The 16,709-nt window shown below is 69.3% G+C and carries 12 protein-coding genes and 1 tRNA gene; 10 read left to right on the top strand and 3 right to left on the bottom strand.

Going from position 1 to position 16,709, the window contains the following annotated elements:
* Nucleotides 1-4: 4 nt before the first annotated feature.
* Nucleotides 5-142: a 50S ribosomal protein L34 gene (gene rpmH / locus ACA511_RS02275; protein ID WP_067628126.1), complete on the bottom strand. Its 138-nt coding sequence runs from the start codon at nt 140-142 to the stop codon at nt 5-7.
* Between the two features lie 682 nt (nt 143-824).
* Here rpmH and dnaA point away from each other — a divergent pair.
* From dnaA to ACA511_RS02225, 10 genes are all read left to right on the top strand, one after another.
* A complete protein-coding gene (dnaA, locus tag ACA511_RS02270) occupies nt 825-2,885 on the top strand; it encodes a chromosomal replication initiator protein DnaA (protein WP_375024670.1) in 2,061 nt (686 codons plus the stop codon).
* 663 nt (nt 2,886-3,548) lie between these two features.
* Nucleotides 3,549-4,691 carry a DNA polymerase III subunit beta gene (dnaN, locus tag ACA511_RS02265; RefSeq protein WP_375022319.1) on the top strand — a complete coding sequence of 381 codons (1,143 nt, stop codon included), beginning with the start codon at nt 3,549-3,551 and terminating at the stop codon, nt 4,689-4,691.
* A 103-nt stretch (nt 4,692-4,794) separates the two neighbouring features.
* A complete protein-coding gene (gene gnd, locus ACA511_RS02260; RefSeq protein ID WP_375022318.1) occupies nt 4,795-5,715 on the top strand; it encodes a phosphogluconate dehydrogenase (NAD(+)-dependent, decarboxylating) in 921 nt (306 codons plus the stop codon).
* A 32-nt stretch (nt 5,716-5,747) separates the two neighbouring features.
* Complete coding sequence (recF, locus tag ACA511_RS02255) at nt 5,748-6,872, top strand: DNA replication/repair protein RecF (RefSeq protein WP_375022317.1); 1,125 nt, start codon at nt 5,748-5,750, stop codon at nt 6,870-6,872.
* 51 nt (nt 6,873-6,923) lie between these two features.
* The gene (locus tag ACA511_RS02250) at nt 6,924-7,481 is read left to right on the top strand and encodes a DUF721 domain-containing protein (RefSeq protein ID WP_375022316.1); all 558 of its coding nucleotides are present in this window, start codon (nt 6,924-6,926) and stop codon (nt 7,479-7,481) included.
* A 335-nt stretch (nt 7,482-7,816) separates the two neighbouring features.
* A complete protein-coding gene (gene gyrB / locus ACA511_RS02245; RefSeq protein ID WP_375022315.1) occupies nt 7,817-9,754 on the top strand; it encodes a DNA topoisomerase (ATP-hydrolyzing) subunit B in 1,938 nt (645 codons plus the stop codon).
* Between the two features lie 141 nt (nt 9,755-9,895).
* Nucleotides 9,896-12,400 carry a DNA gyrase subunit A gene (gyrA, locus tag ACA511_RS02240; RefSeq protein WP_375022314.1) on the top strand — a complete coding sequence of 835 codons (2,505 nt, stop codon included), beginning with the start codon at nt 9,896-9,898 and terminating at the stop codon, nt 12,398-12,400.
* A gap of 42 nt (nt 12,401-12,442) precedes the next feature.
* The gene (locus ACA511_RS02235; protein WP_375022312.1) at nt 12,443-13,501 is read left to right on the top strand and encodes a DUF3566 domain-containing protein; all 1,059 of its coding nucleotides are present in this window, start codon (nt 12,443-12,445) and stop codon (nt 13,499-13,501) included.
* A gap of 92 nt (nt 13,502-13,593) precedes the next feature.
* Nucleotides 13,594-13,667 (top strand) — tRNA-Ile (locus ACA511_RS02230).
* A 623-nt stretch (nt 13,668-14,290) separates the two neighbouring features.
* On the top strand, nt 14,291-14,428 hold the full coding sequence (locus tag ACA511_RS02225) for a hypothetical protein (RefSeq protein WP_375022311.1): 138 nt from the start codon (nt 14,291-14,293) through the stop codon (nt 14,426-14,428).
* A 37-nt stretch (nt 14,429-14,465) separates the two neighbouring features.
* Here ACA511_RS02225 and ACA511_RS02220 read toward each other — a convergent pair whose 3' ends face one another.
* Together ACA511_RS02220 and ACA511_RS02215 are read right to left on the bottom strand one after the other, a co-directional pair.
* Nucleotides 14,466-15,113: an NYN domain-containing protein gene (locus ACA511_RS02220; protein ID WP_375022310.1), complete on the bottom strand. Its 648-nt coding sequence runs from the start codon at nt 15,111-15,113 to the stop codon at nt 14,466-14,468.
* 155 nt (nt 15,114-15,268) lie between these two features.
* Entirely contained in the window at nt 15,269-16,678 is a 1,410-nt protein-coding gene (locus ACA511_RS02215) for a tyrosine-type recombinase/integrase (protein WP_375022309.1), read from the bottom strand.
* Nucleotides 16,679-16,709: the final 31 nt, after the last annotated feature.

The following is a 16,709-nucleotide window of genomic DNA, read 5'->3' as shown; positions in this document are numbered from 1 at the left end:
TGGCTCAGACCGCGACGCGGGCGCGGCCCTTGCCGCGGCGGCCGGACAGGATCGCGCGGCCGGCGCGGGTGCGCATGCGCAGCCGGAAGCCGTGCTTCTTGTGGCGACGACGGTTGTTCGGCTGGAAAGTACGCTTGCTCACTTGAGGCTCCAGTGCTGCGGTCGTTCGGCTACGGGTCTTGGGGCTCGATGACTCGCACCGGGGGCCGCGTCCGGTCCCCCGCAGCGGGGGCCCACCCGGACTCGCCTGGAGAGGCTGCCGGAGGGCACGCGGCATCTCCGTCGATGCGACTCGACCTCAGCACGTTACGGGCTCTCCGGCCGCCCGGTCAAACGGAGCCCGCCTCCGGGCGGCGGCTCCCGGCCGCTTCGCCGGGCCCGGAGGGGCGCGTTGTGCGCGTCCTGTGGACAGGGGCTGTTCATGTTGCGGGTGGGGACGGCAGCGATTAAGGTCGTCTGGGCGAGCCGACGCTCCTTCGACGAGTCGACGATCTGATGTCGGCGTTCTGCCCCTCAAGTCCCCCGTTCGAGAAACACCCCGCACCGGCCACGACATGGCCGGAGTCTCCCCGACCTCGTTTCCAGAGACCCGTCTCCCGGGTTTTGCACAGGTGCCGCACGCCTATGCACAGCTTGTGGACAACTCTGTGGACAACTCGTGAGAGAGTAAGTCTTCCGCGTCACGGCCGTGCTCTGCGAGGCGCGCCGTATCCCGTGGGAGAGCCGGGCAGTCAGGTACTCCGTACGGCGGAGTCGGTGGAGGGGGGACCTCGCGCATGGACGGTCAGGATCTCGGATCGGTCTGGGCCCGCACCCTCACCGCACTGGCCGAGAGCGATCTGTCTCCGAGCTATCGCGCGTGGCTGCCGATGGTCCGCCCGCTGGCGCTCGTCGAGGGGACGGCCCTGCTGGCCGCGCCGAACGAGTTCGCGAAGGACGCGCTGGAGACCCGCCTCCGGAACCTCATCACGCAGGCCCTCTCCCATGAGCTGGGCAGGGAGATCCGCGTCGCGGTGACCGTCCAGCCCGAGCCGCCGGGGTCCGCCGGCGGGCCTGCCCCCGGTCCGGCCTCCCGGTCGGGGGAGCCCCTTTCCGCACCCGTCGCCGGGCCCGGCGCTGGGCTCGGCATGCACGAGCCTCCTTCTTCTTATGGCGAGCCTTACGGCGAGCGGCCGCACGACGACCGCGACCGGGACCGCCCTTACAACAAGGACCAGTCCTACGGTGACTCGTCCTATGGGGATAGGTCCGAACGGACCTATCCGGAGCAGCCGTACAGCGACCAGCCCTACGGTGACGCGCCTTACAACGAGCAGGGGTTCCGGCCGCAGTCGGGAGTTGCCCACAACCCCGGTCCGCCCGGAGGTTATCCACAGGCTGCGGATGACGAGCGCGGCACTTATCCCCCCGCCCCGCGTCCACCTTCCTATGGGACGGGCCCGGGGGGACGGGGTCCGTACGAGGGACGCGCCTTTCCCGGCTACGGCGAGCAGGAGGGGTTCGGTGGCGAGCCCCCAGGGCGGCCGCCGCACTCTCATCTCAATGACCGCACGCTCGGCCCGCTGCGGGGTCGCTCAGAGCAGCGCCGTCCGGAACAACACCGTCCGGAACAACGCCGTTCAGAACAGCAGGGCCCCAAGCCCCAGCACGGCGGGAACGAGCCACCGCTCGGGCACACGGACGACTACCAGGGCGGCGAGCAGCCGTTCCCCGGTGGCGACCAGCAGTACCGCGGCGAGGAGCCCTACCGGGGCGAGAGCCCCTTCCGCGACGACGAGGGCACCGACTCCCGCGCCGATCCCAGGGCTCCCGCCCCGGCGCAGGGCGCGGGAGCGGGTGCGTCCGAGCACGCCCGGCTGAACCCCAAGTACACGTTCGAGACGTTCGTCATCGGCTCGTCGAACAGGTTCGCGCACGCCGCGGCCGTCGCCGTCGCCGAGCAGCCGGCCAAGGCGTACAACCCGCTGTTCATCTACGGCGACTCCGGTCTCGGCAAGACGCACCTCCTCCACGCGATCGGGCATTACGCGCAGAGCCTCTTCAACGGGGCGCGTGTGCGCTACGTGAGCTCCGAGGAGTTCACGAACGACTTCATCAACTCCATCCGCGACGGAAAGGCGGACGGGTTCCGCCGCCGGTACCGGGATGTCGACATCCTCCTCGTCGACGACATCCAGTTCCTTGAGGGCAAGGAGCAGACGCAGGAGGAGTTCTTCCACACGTTCAACACCCTGCACAACGCCAGCAAGCAGATCGTGATCTCCAGCGACCGCCCGCCGAAGGAGCTCGTGACGCTGGAGGACCGGCTTCGCAACCGGTTCGAGTGGGGCCTGACGACCGACGTCCAGCCGCCCGAGCTGGAGACGCGGATCGCGATCCTGCAGAAGAAGGCCCGCCAGGAGGGCCTGGCCGCGCCGCCGGACGTGCTGGAGTTCATCGCCTCGCAGATCGCGACGAACATCCGCGAGCTGGAGGGCGCGCTGATCAGGGTGACGGCGTTCGCGAGCCTGAACCGGCAGTCGGTGGACATGAAGCTCGCCGAGATCGTCCTCAAGGACCTGATCCCGAACGACTCCGGCCCCGAGATCACCGCTGCGATGATCATGGCGCAGACCGTCGAGTACTTCGGCACCACGATCGAGGACCTGTGCGGGCCGTCCCGCTCCCGGATGCTCGTCACCGCCCGGCAGATCGCGATGTACCTGTGCCGGGAGCTGACCGAGCTGTCCCTCCCCAAGATCGGGCAGCAGTTCGGGGGACGCGACCACACCACGGTCATGCACGCCGAACGCAAGATCCGCTCGCTGATGGCCGAGCGCCGTGCGATATACAACCAGGTCACCGAGCTGACCGGGCGTATCAAGCACCAGGCCCGCAAGCGCTGACGGCGCGCTTCGTACACACTGTGGACAGACCCGCGTCACGCCTGTGGACGAGTCGCCGCCGCGTCGTCCACACCGCGCCGCCGGTAAAGAACCGACAAAGTGCGCGGTTCCCCAGAGAACCGGAGCCGCTACTCACAGGTTGTGGAAAACCCTGGGGATTTTCGTGGATAACCCGGTGGGCAACCACGGGAAAAGCTGAGGATGAAGGGTGGACGGATGTGGACCGGCGCCGCCGCCTTGGGGAAAACCCGTGGACGAGCGGTGGACGAGCTGGGGACGGCCTGGGGACGAGCCTGTGGGCGGACCTCGCGATCACTCGCCCTCTGTACACAGGCCGCCGAACCCGATGGCATACCCGTGGAGAACTCGTGGAAAACCGGGGGATGACTTGAGGATGACGTGTGGGGACAGTTTCGCCGTCCCCAGGCGCGCCCGCGCCGTCCACCGTCCATGCACAGCCCCCGTGGACAGAGAAACGCGGTCTGACCTGCAAAAACAGCGTCTGTCCACACTATCCACCGCCCCTATTACTAGTACTGCACCACTTCTCTATCCAAGAAAAGATTCACCTCAAGTCAGGGCCTGGGGACAACCTGCCGCGAGCTCCCAGGTCCGGCCGAGATCACCGCACCCTTGTCCGACACCCGCAGGAGGCTGGTCCCGTTGAAGTTCCGCATCGACAGAGATGCCCTCGCCGACGCCGTCGCCTGGACCGCGCGCACGCTGCCCGTCCGGCCCCCGGTGCCCGTCCTAGCGGGCATGCACCTCGTCGCAGGGGGCGAGGGCAACGACGACCGGCTGAAGCTGTCCGCGTTCGACTACGAGGTCTCCGCCCAGGTGTCCACGGAGATCGATGTTGAGGAGGCGGGGACGGCCCTGGTTTCCGGGCGTCTCCTCGCCGAGATCTCGCGCAGCCTTCCTCCCCACCCTGTGGAGGTGACGACGGACGGCGCGAAGGTGATGCTCCGCTGCGGCAGCGCGAAGTTCACACTCCTCACCATGCCTGTGGAGGACTACCCCACGCTGCCGGAGATGCCGCCGGCCGCGGGCTCGGTGGGCAGCGACGAGTTCGCCGCCGCCGTCTCCCAGGTCGCGATCGCCGCGGGCAAGGACGACACGATCCCGATGCTGACCGGCGTCCGGGTGGAGATCGAGGGCGAGACGGTCACGCTGGCGTCCACCGACCGGTACCGGCTGGCCGTCCGCGAGCTGCACTGGAAGCCCGAGCGGCCGGACTTCTCCGCCGTGGCGCTGGTCCCGGCGCGGACGCTCGCCGACACCGCCAAGTCGCTGACGGCCGGCGCGGAGGTCTCGATCGCGCTCGCCGGGACGGGCGGCGCCGGCGAGGGCATGATCGGTTTCGCGGGCGGCGGCCGCCGCACCACGTCCCGGCTGCTGGACGGCGACTTCGTCAAGTACCGGTCGCTGCTGCCGAGCGAGTACGCGGGCCTCGCCGAGATCCAGACCGCGCCGTTCATCGAGGCCGTCAAGCGCGTCTCGCTGGTCGCGGAGCGGAACACGCCCGTCCGGCTGTCGTTCAGCCAGGGCGAGGTCGTCCTGGAGGCGGGCACCGGGGACGAGGCCCAGGCCGTGGAGGCGCTGGAGGCGACCCTGGAGGGCGAGGACATCGACATCGCGTTCAACCCCGCGTTCCTCCTCGACGGCCTCTCAGCGATCGGCTCGGACGTGGCGCGGCTGTCGTTCACGACGCCGACGAAGCCGGCCGTCCTCACCGGGAAGCCGCCGCAGGACGGGGAGAACCCGAACTACCGTTACCTGATCATGCCCGTCCGGCTGTCCGGATGAGGTCCGGGCCCTGGGGCATGCCCCGGGGCCCCGCGGGGAGTACGCCCGGACGTAAGGCAGGGTCGGTAATGCAGGCAGTCACGCACAGGGGAGAGTGAGCTTCATGGAGCTTGGGATCATCGGCCTGGGCAAGATGGGCGGCAACATGGCCGAGCGGCTGCGCCGCGGCGGCCACACCGTCGTCGGCTATGACCGCGATCCGCAGGTGAGCGACGTCGGGTCGGTCGAGGAGCTGGTCGAGCGGCTGTCCCCGCCGCGCGCGGTGTGGGTGATGGTGCCCGCCGGGCGGCCCACGGCCGACACCGTCCACAGCCTGGGCGAGGTCCTGCGGCCCGGCGACCTCGTCATCGACGGCGGCAATTCCCACTATGTGGACGACCAGAAGCACGGCGAGGAGCTGGCCGCCAAGGGCATCGGGTTCGTCGACTGCGGGGTGAGCGGCGGCGTGTGGGGCCTGGAGAACGGCTACGCGCTCATGGTCGGCGGCGACGACGAGCATGTGAAGCGGCTGATGCCGATCTTCGAGACGCTGAAGCCGGCGGGGGAGTTCGGGTTCGTCCACTCCGGCGCGGTCGGCGCGGGCCACTACGTGAAGATGGTCCACAACGGCATCGAGTACGCGATGATGCAGGCCTTCGGCGAGGGCTACGAGCTGATCGAGGCCAGCCCCCTGGTCACCAAGGTGCCGGAGACGTTCCTCAGCTGGCAGGAGGGGACGGTCATCCGCTCCTGGCTGCTGGACCTGCTGAACCGCGCGCTCGCCGGCGACCCGGAGCTGGACGACCTGCGCGGCTACGCCAACGACTCGGGCGAGGGCCGCTGGACGGTGCAGGCCGCGGTCGAGCACGCCGTCCCGCTGCCCGCCATCAGCGCCTCCCTGTTCGCCCGGTTCGCCTCCCGCCAGGACGACTCCCCCGCGATGCGCGTGGTCGCCGCCCTCCGCGAGCAGTTCGGCGGCCACGCCGTCGAGGCCGCCGGCGACGGCGACTCCCCCGGCGCCGACGTCTCCCCTCCCAAGGTCTGACCGGCCCCGGCGAGGCTCTACGCTCGTGTCTCGTGCACGTCGCCCACCTCTCGCTGCAGGACTTCCGGTCGTACCCGGCCGCCGAGGTCGCGCTGGAGGCCGGGGTCACGGCGTTCGTGGGGCCGAACGGGCAGGGCAAGACGAACCTGGTCGAGGCCATCGGATACGTCGCTTCGCACAGCAGCCACAGGGCCGCGACGGACGCGCCGCTCGTCCGGCATGGGGCGCCGCGTGCGATCGTCCGGGCCGGGGTGGTGAAGGACGACCGCAAGGCGCTGATCGAGCTTGAGATCAACCCGGGCAAGGCGAACCGGGCGCGGCTCAACCGGTCCCCCGTCCCCAGGCCGCGGGAGATCCTGGGGGTGCTGCGGACGGTGTTGTTCGCCCCGGAGGACCTCGCGCTCGTGAAGGGCGACCCGGGGGAGCGGCGCCGGTTCATGGACGAGCTGCTCACCGCGCGCGCTCCGCGCTTCGCCGGTGTGCGCTCCGACTATGACCGCGTCCTCAAGCAGCGCAACGCGCTGTTGAAATCGGCGGCCGCGCACAGGCGCTCCCCTGGCCCGGAGGTCCTCGCGACGCTCGACGTGTGGGATTCGCATCTCGCGCGCACCGGCGCGGAACTGCTGGCGGCGCGGCTGAGCCTGGTCGAGGCACTGCGTCCGCTCGTCGTGCGCGCCTATGCGGCCCTCGCCCCGCACAGCGGCGCAGCCGACCTCGTCTACAAGAGCTCGCTGGGGGACGCGGAGTTGTCCACAGACCGTGGACAACTCGCCGAGCAGCTCCTCGCGGCCGTGGGCGAGTCGCGCAAGCAGGAGCTGGAGCGGGGGGTGAGTCTCGTCGGCCCGCACAGGGACGAGCTCGTCCTGCGCCTGGGGGAGCTTCCGGCGCGCGGCTACGCGAGCCACGGCGAGTCGTGGTCGTTCGCGCTGGGCCTGCGGCTCGGCGCCTTCGAGCTGCTGCGCGCGGACGGCGACGACCCCGTCCTCATCCTGGACGACGTGTTCGCCGAGCTGGACACGGGGCGCCGCAGCCGGCTGGCCGGCATGGTCGCGCCGGCCGAGCAGGTCCTGATCACGGCGGCCGTTCCCGCGGACGTGCCCGCCGAACTGACGGGGGGCTCGTATACCGTCTCCGACGGCAAGGTCCTCCGGGACTGACCGGCGGCAGGCGCGGGGCGCGTCCCCGGGACGGACGGAAGGGGTGACCGCGTGACCGACGATCCACAGGATGTGGACGGCCGCTCCCCTGAGAACGGAGCCGTGGACCGGCCCCCCGGCGAGGCGGGCGGAACCCCTCCGGCCAAGTCGGGGATCGAGCTCGCCCGCGAGGCCCTCGCCCAGGCGAAGGCGGACGCCCTGAAGCGGGGCACGCTCCCCGGCCAGAGCGGCAGGCGCAAGGGCCACGGGCGTGTCGTCCGGGTGAGGGATCCCGGGCGCGGCGGCGACCCCAAGCTGTTCGGCTCGGCGATCCGCGATCTGCTGGCGTCCCGCGGGTGGGAGCAGCGGGCGGCCGTCGGCGGCGTGTTCGGGAACTGGCCGGGCATCGTCGGCGCCGAGCTGGCCGAGCACACCCGGCCGGAGCAGTTCGAGGACGGCGTGCTGACCGTCGCCGCCGACTCGACGACGTGGGCGACGCAGCTGCGCCTGCTGTCGTCCACCCTGGTCCGGCGGCTGAACGAGGAGCTCGGGCACGGCACCGTCCGCCGGGTGAAGGTCGTGGGCCCGTCGTCCGGCCCGCGCCGGACCGGCGCCTGGCGGGTCCGCTGAACCGGCTCCGCGCGGGTGGGAACATCTGTTCGGGGTGCGGCGAGGCCAGTTCAGCGGCCAGCGCCACGTAGGCCAGAGAACCCCCCGGGTCCTATAGGGGGATGTAGCTCCGGGCCCACTCGCCCGCCACACGCGCACACAGCGCTCGGGAGTGCCACTTTTTGTCGTCCCAGCCGGTAGAATGCATACGGGTTCAGGATGCTGCGCCGCCATGGGTGCCCGGGGCTCTGACCAACACGAACAGAGCACAACCGGGTGCCCCCATGTGTGTTACGGGGCACACCGCGCCTCCCTCGGGCGCGGAGCGGCGGACATCCCCGGCAGGAGGATCTCCTTTGGAGTACGACGCTAGTTCGATCACTGTCCTTGAAGGGCTTGAGGCGGTTCGCAAGCGACCGGGCATGTACATCGGCTCGACCGGTGAGCGCGGTCTGCACCACCTCGTCTACGAGATCGTGGACAACGGGGTCGACGAGGCCCTCGCCGGCTATGCCGACGCCATCACGGTGACGTTGCTGGCCGACGGCGGTGTCAGCGTGGACGACAACGGCCGCGGCATCCCCGTCGGCGAGCACCCGGTGGAGAAACGTCCGGCCATCGAGTTGGTGTTCACCACGCTGCACGCGGGCGGCAAGTTCGACGGCAAGTCCTATGCCGTCTCCGGCGGTCTGCACGGTGTCGGCTCGTCCGTGGTCAACGCGCTGTCCACCCGGCTGGAGGCCGAGGTCCGGCGCAACGGCCACGCGTGGCGCCAGTCGTACACGTGGCACGGGCCCGAGGGCGCGCTCCAGAAGGGGGAGGAGACCGACGCCACCGGAACCCTCATCAGGTTCTGGCCGGACCCCGACATCTTCGAGACCACCGAGTGGAACTTCGAGACCCTCTCCCGCCGCATGCAGGAGATGGCGTTCCTCAACCGCGGCCTGTCCATCACGCTGCGGGACGAGCGCCCCGACCACTCCAACGGCGAGCCGCATGTCGTCCGGTACCACTACGAGGGCGGCATCGAGGACTTCGTCCGCTACATCAACGCGCGCAAGGACGCCGTCCACGAGTCGGTGGTCTACTTCGACGACGACACGCAGGGCATGTCGTTGGAGATCGCGATGCAGTGGAACTCGTCCTACGCCGAGTCCGTGCACACCTTCGCGAACACCATCAACACGGCAGAGGGCGGCACCCACGAGGAGGGCTTCCGGGCGGCGCTCACCACGATCGTCAACCGGTACGCCCGCGACAAGGGCCTGCTGCGCGACAAGGACGACAACCTCACCGGCGAGGACGTCCGCGAGGGCCTCACCGCGATCATCTCCATCAAGCTGGCCGACCCGCAGTTCGAGGGCCAGACCAAGACCAAGCTCGGCAACACCGAGGCCAAGTCGTTCGTGCAGAAGGCGTGCAACGAGCACCTGCGCGACTGGTTCGAGGAGAACCCGGGCGAGGCCAAGGAGATCATCAACAAGGCGTCGCAGGCGGCGCGCGCGCGCGTCGCGGCGCGGCAGGCGCGCGACCTGACCCGCCGCAAGAGCCTGCTGGAGTCGACGTCGCTGCCCGGCAAGCTGTCGGACTGCCAGTCCACCGACCCGGCGAAGTCCGAGCTGTACATCGTCGAGGGCGACTCGGCGGGCGGTTCGGCCAAGGGCGGCCGCAACCCCCACTTCCAGGCGATCCTCCCGATCCGCGGCAAGATCCTGAACGTGGAGAAGGCCAGGATCGACCGGATCCTGAAGAACAACGAGGTGCAGGCGATCATCACGGCGCTGGGCACCGGGGTGCACGACGAGTTCGACATCTCCAAGCTCCGCTATCACAAGATCATCTTGATGTCGGACGCCGACGTCGACGGCCACCACATCAACACGCTGCTGATGACGCTGCTGTTCCGGTTCATGAAGCCGCTGATCGAGGCCGGCCACGTGTACCTGTCGCAGCCCCCGCTCTACAAGATCAAGTGGGACTCGCGGGGCAACGAGGCCGACTACGCCTTCTCCGACGCCGAACGCGACGCGGTCATCGAGGCCGGGATGGCCGCCGGCAAGCGCGACCCCCGTCCCCGCGACCAGATCCAGCGCTTCAAGGGCCTCGGCGAGATGAACGCCAACGAGCTGTGGGACACCACCATGGACCCCGACAACCGGGTCCTGCTCCAGGTCCAGCTGGACGACGCCGCCCAGGCGGACGAGCTGTTCAGCGTGCTCATGGGCGAGGAGGTCGAACCGCGCCGGGAGTTCATCCAGCGCAACGCCAAGGACGTCCGCTTCCTCGACATCTGAGATGCGCGCCCGCGCCGGGCTCCCGGCGACCCGCTCCCACGGCTCCCGCAGGTGCAGACCCGGCCCGTGCAGGTCCGGCCCGCGCAGGCAGGCGCGCTTCCTTCCCGCTGAGCTTCCCACCGAGCAGAAGAGGTTTTGAGAGTGACGGACGTGACCACAGAGGGCGGCCACCCCGGCGAACGGATCGAACCGGTCGACATCCAGGTCGAGATGCAGAAGAGCTATCTCGACTACGCGATGTCGGTCATCGTCGCCCGCGCGCTGCCCGAGGTACGCGACGGCCTCAAACCAGTCCACCGCCGCGTCCTGTACGCGATGTACGACGGCGGCTACCGGCCCGACCGCGGCTACTTCAAGTGCGCCCGCGTCGTCGGCGACGTCATGGGCAACTACCACCCGCACGGCGACTCCGCCATCTACGACGCGCTCGTCCGGCTCGCGCAGCCCTGGTCGATGCGGTACCCCCTGGTCGACGGCAACGGCAACTTCGGCTCGCGCGGCAACGACCCCGCCGCGGCCATGCGGTACACCGAGTGCCGCATGGCGCCCCTGGCGATGGAGCTGCTGCGCGACATCGACAAGGAGACCGTCGACTTCTCCCCCAACTACGACGGCCGCTCGCAGGAGCCGGACGTCCTGCCGTCCCGGTACCCGAACCTGCTCGTCAACGGGTCCGCCGGCATCGCGGTCGGGATGGCGACGAACATCCCGCCGCACAACCTGCGCGAGGTCGCCGAAGGCGTCCGCTGGTACCTGGACAACTACGGCACGTCCGACGAGGAGCTCCTCGAGGCCCTGATCGAGCGGGTCAAGGGCCCCGACTTCCCGACCGCCGGCCTCATCGTCGGCCGCAAGGGCATCGAGGAGGCCTACCGCACCGGCCGCGGCTCCATCACCATGCGGGCCGTCGTCGAGGTCGAGGAGATCCAGGGCCGCACCTGCCTCGTCGTCACCGAGCTCCCGTACCAGGTCAACCCCGACAACCTCGCCCTCAAGATCGCCGACGGGGTCAAGGACGGCAAGCTCGACGGGATCGCCGACGTCCGCGACGAGACGTCCGGCCGGACGGGGCAGCGCCTCGTCATCGTCCTCAAGCGGGACGCCGTCGCCAAGGTCGTCCTGAACAACCTGTACAAGCACACCCAGCTGCAGGAGACGTTCGGCGCGAACATGCTCGCGCTGGTGGACGGCGTGCCGCGCACCCTGCGGATCGACCAGTTCGTCCGGCACTGGGTCGCGCACCAGATCGACGTCATCGTCCGCCGCACCCGGTTCCTGCTCCGCAAGGCCGAGGAGCGCGCCCACATCCTGCGCGCCCTGCTGAAGGCCCTCGACCGGATCGACGAGGTCATCGCGCTGATCCGGCGTTCGCCGTCCGCGTCGGAGGCGCAGCAGGGCCTGATGGGCCTGCTGGAGATCGACGAGATCCAGGCGCAGGCCATCCTCGACATGCAGCTGCGCAAGCTCGCCGCCCTGGAGCGCCAGGCGATCACCGACGAGTACGACAAGCTCATGACGGAGATCGCCGACTACAACGACATCCTGTCCTCGCCCGAGCGGCAGCGGCAGATCGTCGGCGACGAGCTCGCCCCCATCGTCGAGAAGTTCGGCGACGAGCGGCGCACCGAGATCATCCCGTTCGACGGCGACGTGTCCTACGAGGACCTCATCGCCGAAGAGGACGTCGTCGTCACCATCACTCGAGGCGGCTACGCCAAGCGCACCAAGACCGACCTGTACCGGGCGCAGCGGCGCGGCGGCAAGGGCGTCCGCGGCGCGCAGCTCAAGCAGGACGACATCGTCGACCAGTTCTTCGTCACCTCGACCCACAACTGGATCCTGTTCTTCACCAACAAGGGCCGCGTCTACCGGGCCAAGGCGTACGAGCTGCCCGACTCCGGCCGCGACTCGCGGGGCCAGCACGTCGCGAACCTGCTGGCCTTCCAGCCGGACGAGCGCATCGCCCAGGTCCTGGACCTCCGCGACTACGACGTCGCCCCCTACCTGGTGCTCGGCACGAAGAAGGGCCGCGTCAAGAAGACCGCGCTGCGCGACTTCGACTCGCCCCGCACCGGCGGCATCATCGCCATCAACCTGATCGACGGCGACGAGCTGATCGCCGCGCGGCTGGTGTCGTCCGACGACAACCTGCTGATGGTCTCCACCGGCGCCCAGGCGATCCGGTTCCGCGCCGACGACGAGTCGCTGCGCCCGATGGGACGCGCCACGTCCGGAGTCATCGGCATGCGCTTCGAGGAGGACCAAGAGGTCCTCAACGTGCTCGTCGTCCACAACGGCGTGGACGACGTCCTGGTGGCCACCCGGGGCGGCTACGCCAAGCGCACCCCGGTGGACCAGTACCCGCTCCAAGGTCGTGGGGGTAAGGGCGTCCTCACCGCTAAGATCGTGGAATCTCGCGGGATGTTGGTAGGGGCACTGATGGTCGGCCCCGACGACGAGGTGTTCGCGATGACGTCCAACGGCGGCGTGATCCGTACCACCGCCGCGGAGATCAAGCAGTCCGGCAGGCAGACCATGGGCGTCCGCCTGATGAACCTCGCGGACGGCGACAGCGTGGTGGCGATCGCGAGGAACGTAGAGTCCATGGAGGACTCAGACGACGGCGAGGGGGGCGACGGTGAGTGACGTATCCTGCATCGTCACCGAGCCGCTAGGCCAGGAGGACACGTGAGCACCGAGCCCGGCAAGAACAAGGGCGGGCCGCCCGGCGCGGCCGCCCCGGGGACGGGCGGCGCCGGCCGGAAGCCCGGCGCCAAGCCCGGGTCGGCCAAGTCCGAACCTGCCAAGCCGGAGCCGTCGAAGTCCGCGGCGAAGCCGGGCAGGACGGTGGCCGCCGCGTCCGCCAAGTCCGGCCGGGACGAGACGACCGTCGACATCGACCCGGGCAAGGCGGCCGCCGGCTCCGGCTCCGGCTCCGGGGATGCCCCGTCGGGCGCCGACGCGACCCGGATCGACCTCGCGAAGATCGAGGACAATCCGGCGAAGGACGCCGACACCCCCGAGATCGCCCCGGTCAAGGACACCGCCGAGGACACGCCCCCTTCCTCGTCGCCGTCCACCGCCTCCGCGTCGTCGTCGTCCTCCCCCGGCTCGGCGGGCTGGGCCAAACCCGCCGAGCCGTCCGGTTCGGTCTCGGCAGGACGTACGGAGCCCGCCGCGAAGCCGTTCAAACGGGCGAACCCGTCGTCGGGCAACTCGTCCGGGAACTCGTCCGGCCCTGCCGGCCCCGCCGCGCCGGCGGCGGGTCCGGCGGGCGGCTCCCGCCGCGGCTTCGCCGGCACCGTCCTCAAGGACCGCCCCTCCACCTCCGTGGCGCCGGCGAACTCGGCCAAGCCCGCGAACGGCAAGCCCGCCCGCAAGGCCCAGCTCCAGCTCTCCCGGCTCGAACCGTGGTCGGTGATGAAGTTCAGCTTCGTCATGTCGCTGGTCTGCTTCGTCGTCCTGCTCGTCGCCGTGGTCTTCCTGTACGTGATCCTGTCCGGCCTCGGCGTGTTCGACGCCATCAGCGACACCGTCAACAGCCTCACCAGGGAACAGGGCGAGACCACCGGCAGCGTCGACGCGGGCAGCTGGTTCTCCTTCGTCCGCGTCTTCGGCTACACCGTCCTCCTGGGCGCCCTGAACGTCATGCTCATCACCGCCCTCTCCACGGTCGGCTCCGTCATCTACAACCTCGCCGCCGACCTGGTGGGCGGCGTCGAGGTCACCCTCAAGGAGGCCGAGTAGCCCCGCCCGGCCGCCGCCCGCCAATCGATTTCCGGTTGCCCGCCCAGATGGGGTAACCTCTCGTTGCGCCGCCAGGGGCGGCGGCACACTCCGGGCCTATAGCTCAGTCGGTTAGAGCGCATCCCTGATAAGGATGAGGCCGGTGGTTCAAGTCCACCTAGGCCCACCTAGTACTCCCAGCTCAGAGGCCGGTTCCGCGTCCAGCGGACCCGGCCTCAAGATCTTTTGGCACTCCGATGGCACTGGGACCTCCCACCATCAGGACACACCAGCCGACAGTTCGTGTCCCCCCGTGTGTTGGCCTGTCCCCCCGTCGTGATGCGTGCGAGGCCTTCCCACCAGGCGGCTTCAAGCCGAGGCTCGGAGGCCCGTCCCGGACTCTCAGAGCCTGCCGGTGTGGTGGCCTCTGCTGGCGCGGAGCAAGAAATGGAAATCGTGCACATAAGGCGACCTGGACCGGGCGCGGTCCAGGTGGTGGACGAGGATCGAGCGCGATCCGGGGGTGGCAGCAGTAGCCGGACATGGTGAAGCGAGGCCGCCGAGCGCACCGAGGGTGAACCGGCGAGCACATCGGGCTTCACGGCGAGAACGATCGGTGAGGTTCTCCCTGTCGGACGAAGAGCACGTGCTGGTGGCTTCGGCTGCGGCGGAAGAGCGCTCGCGCTCCGCGCGTATGCGGCACAGGCGGTCCTTACGGCCGCGCGTGGGAGCGTCCAGCCGCAATACGGCCTGCTGAGGGAGGCACTGAAGACGGTGATGCATGCGGCTGGGCAGGCCAGGTGTATCGGCGTGAACCTCAATCAGGCGGTCGCCGCCGTGCACTCGGGCGAACCGCCGCCTGAGGTGCGCCGGTACCTGGATTCGGCGGCGCGTACCGTGCGGCATCTCGATGACCTTGCCGAAGAGATCCGTCGGCACCTGCCTTGACACCGAACTCAGATGGTCGTGTGTCCCGTAAGGGCGGTTACGCCCACTTGTCGGGACGTTGGCGAACCAGCCCGTTGTCCGGGACGGAGTCGGGCAGCAGCGAGGCCTTCAGATGCTCCTCCCTGATCGGGAAGGAGGTCACCATGCCGTCGAACCGGCTGGGGCTGCCTCTTCCAGGAGGACAGGCGACCAGTATCGGGCGAGTGGGTGCCAACTCCAGCGAGGCCTGGATCGCGGGTAGGAAGTCGGTGTCCGTTGAGATCAGCAACGACAGGTCGCCGTTCCCCAGGGCGGCGTCCCGGACCATCTCGGTGGCCAGTGCGACGTCGGTCAGCTTCTCCTCGTAGGTGCGGTAACGCTGCTGAGGCGGCTGGCACCGGCACTGCCACTGCGCGCCGCATGCCCGGCAGCTGATCCGCATGTTCTTCACCTTGAAGTGGCCTCGGATCACCTGCACCTGTGGCCGGTGCGCCGTCAGCGCGGCCAGATACGTCTCCTGGCGACGCGCGGCGTCCGGCTCGCCTTTGACGATGGCGGTGAAGTACTTCACGGCTCGCACCGTGTCATCACGCCGCATCCGTTGCACCAACTCGACGATGTCGAGCCACAGGTAGGCACGGCCGTACTTGGACTTCAACCCGTGGTACAGGTTGAACCCGTCGACGTATGCGATCGTATCCGGCACGTGACACAACGTTAGACCTCGATGGAGGTGGCGCGTGCCGGAAGTAGTAACTATGCTGGCTGGCAGACGAAGTCGGTTACGGCCGACAGGGCGGCCCCGGTCAGGGGCCGCATTTTTTTTGGGGCGGATACGACCCCGATGCGGTGGACCGGCCGTCAGGCCGTGCTCAGGTGGGGGCGGGAGTCGGGGCGGAGAGCCACAGCCACGTCGGCGATCGCGGCTCGAAGACGCTCGTTCTCGGCCTTGAGAGTGTCCAGCTCTGAGGATTCTGGGGCTTCGGTGACCTGGAGTCCGCGGATCTTGTCGAGGGCGGCGAGCGCGGTCTCATCGGCGTTGGGGAGGGTGTGGAGGTACTGCTCGGTCGTGGCTATCGAGGCATGGCCCAGGCGCTCCTTGACGACCTGAAGGTCTGCGCCGCCGGCCAGGAGCCAGGAAGCGTGGGCGTGGCGCAGGTGGTGCGGGGTGACATGGTCCAGCCCGGCGGTCTTGCAGGCCGGGTTCCAGATCTGCTTGCGGAACCAGTCGGCAGGGATGTGGCCGTCGGACTGCCGTGCGCGCGGCGAGCGCGGGCTGTCCTTGCCTGTGGTCCGACGCCGGGCGCGGTAGAGGCGGTACGCCTCCTTGCAGTACTCGCAGCGGCACTGTCCAGTGGTGTAGGCGGTAAGCGAACCGTGGTCGTAGCTCTTCCCCTGTTCGTTGGGGGCCGTCTTGCCGTGGGCACCGGGCACCGGAACGGGCCGTAGCTTCCTGGGCTTGGGTTGATCAACGGGCAGGTACGTGAAGAAGAGGTCGTCCTCCCCGAGGCCTCGGTCCCCAACGTGTGCCTTGAGCTTGCGGACGATCTGGGGGCTGAGTTTGAAGCGGCGGTACTCCTTGCCCTTCGGATAGGGCTTGACGAGGAAGCGGCCCTGGGCCGGATGGAACTTCGGGTTGAGTTCGACGACCGTCCTGCTGATGGTGAGGAGGCGCGTGGCGAAGTCCAGGTCCTTCACACGGAGTTCGGCCGTTTCGCCCCACCGCAGCCCGCTCTCGATGATCGTCTCGACGAGCAGGCGGCTGTCGGCGTCGGGCAGCGCTCGGTAGAGGCCGTCGAATTGCTTGGCCGTGATGACCTTCTTCGGCTTCTTGGGTACCGGCGGGATGCGCACCCCGCGGCTCGGATGCTGACTGATCACCTGGTCATTGAGGGCCGTGGTGAAGATCGAGTTGAGGATCCCGCGCTTGCACTTCTGGATCGTGGCCGCGGATGCCCCCTTGCGCTGCATCTCGGTGATCCACTCGCGGACGTGTTCGGGGAGGATGTCGCACATGCGCATGGGGCCGAAGAAGCCCATGAGGTGCTTGTTGATCTTGTAGGTGTAGTCCTGCCGGGTGGTCGCCTCAAGGACCTGGTGGGGGAGCCACTTCTTCTCGACGTACGTCTGGAAGGTCTGGCGCCCGCGGCGCCGGTCGCCCAGCCCGCCCTTGGCGATCTCCGCCTCGGCGGCGTGCCACGCGGCGATGGCCTCCTTCTCGGTGGTGAACGTTCCGGCCGTCTGGCGCCTTCCGCGCGCATCGTCGTACATCGCGCGGTAGCGGGGGACACCGGTCTTGGTG

Source organism: Actinomadura sp. GTD37, from assembly GCF_041951365.1.
In the GTDB taxonomy this organism is placed as follows: Bacteria; Actinomycetota; Actinomycetes; order Streptosporangiales; family Streptosporangiaceae; genus Spirillospora.
Note: the sequence above shows the minus strand (reverse complement) of the source record. Positions and strands in the feature narration are given on the sequence as shown.

Excerpts from the sequence above, each read along its gene's own strand:
- gnd (WP_375022318.1), top strand. The coding sequence starts at position 4,795 with ATGGAGCTTGGGATCATCGGCCTGGGCAAGATGGGCGGCAACATGGCC.
- ACA511_RS02215 (WP_375022309.1), bottom strand. The coding sequence starts at position 16,678 with ATGTACGACGATGCGCGCGGAAGGCGCCAGACGGCCGGAACGTTCACC.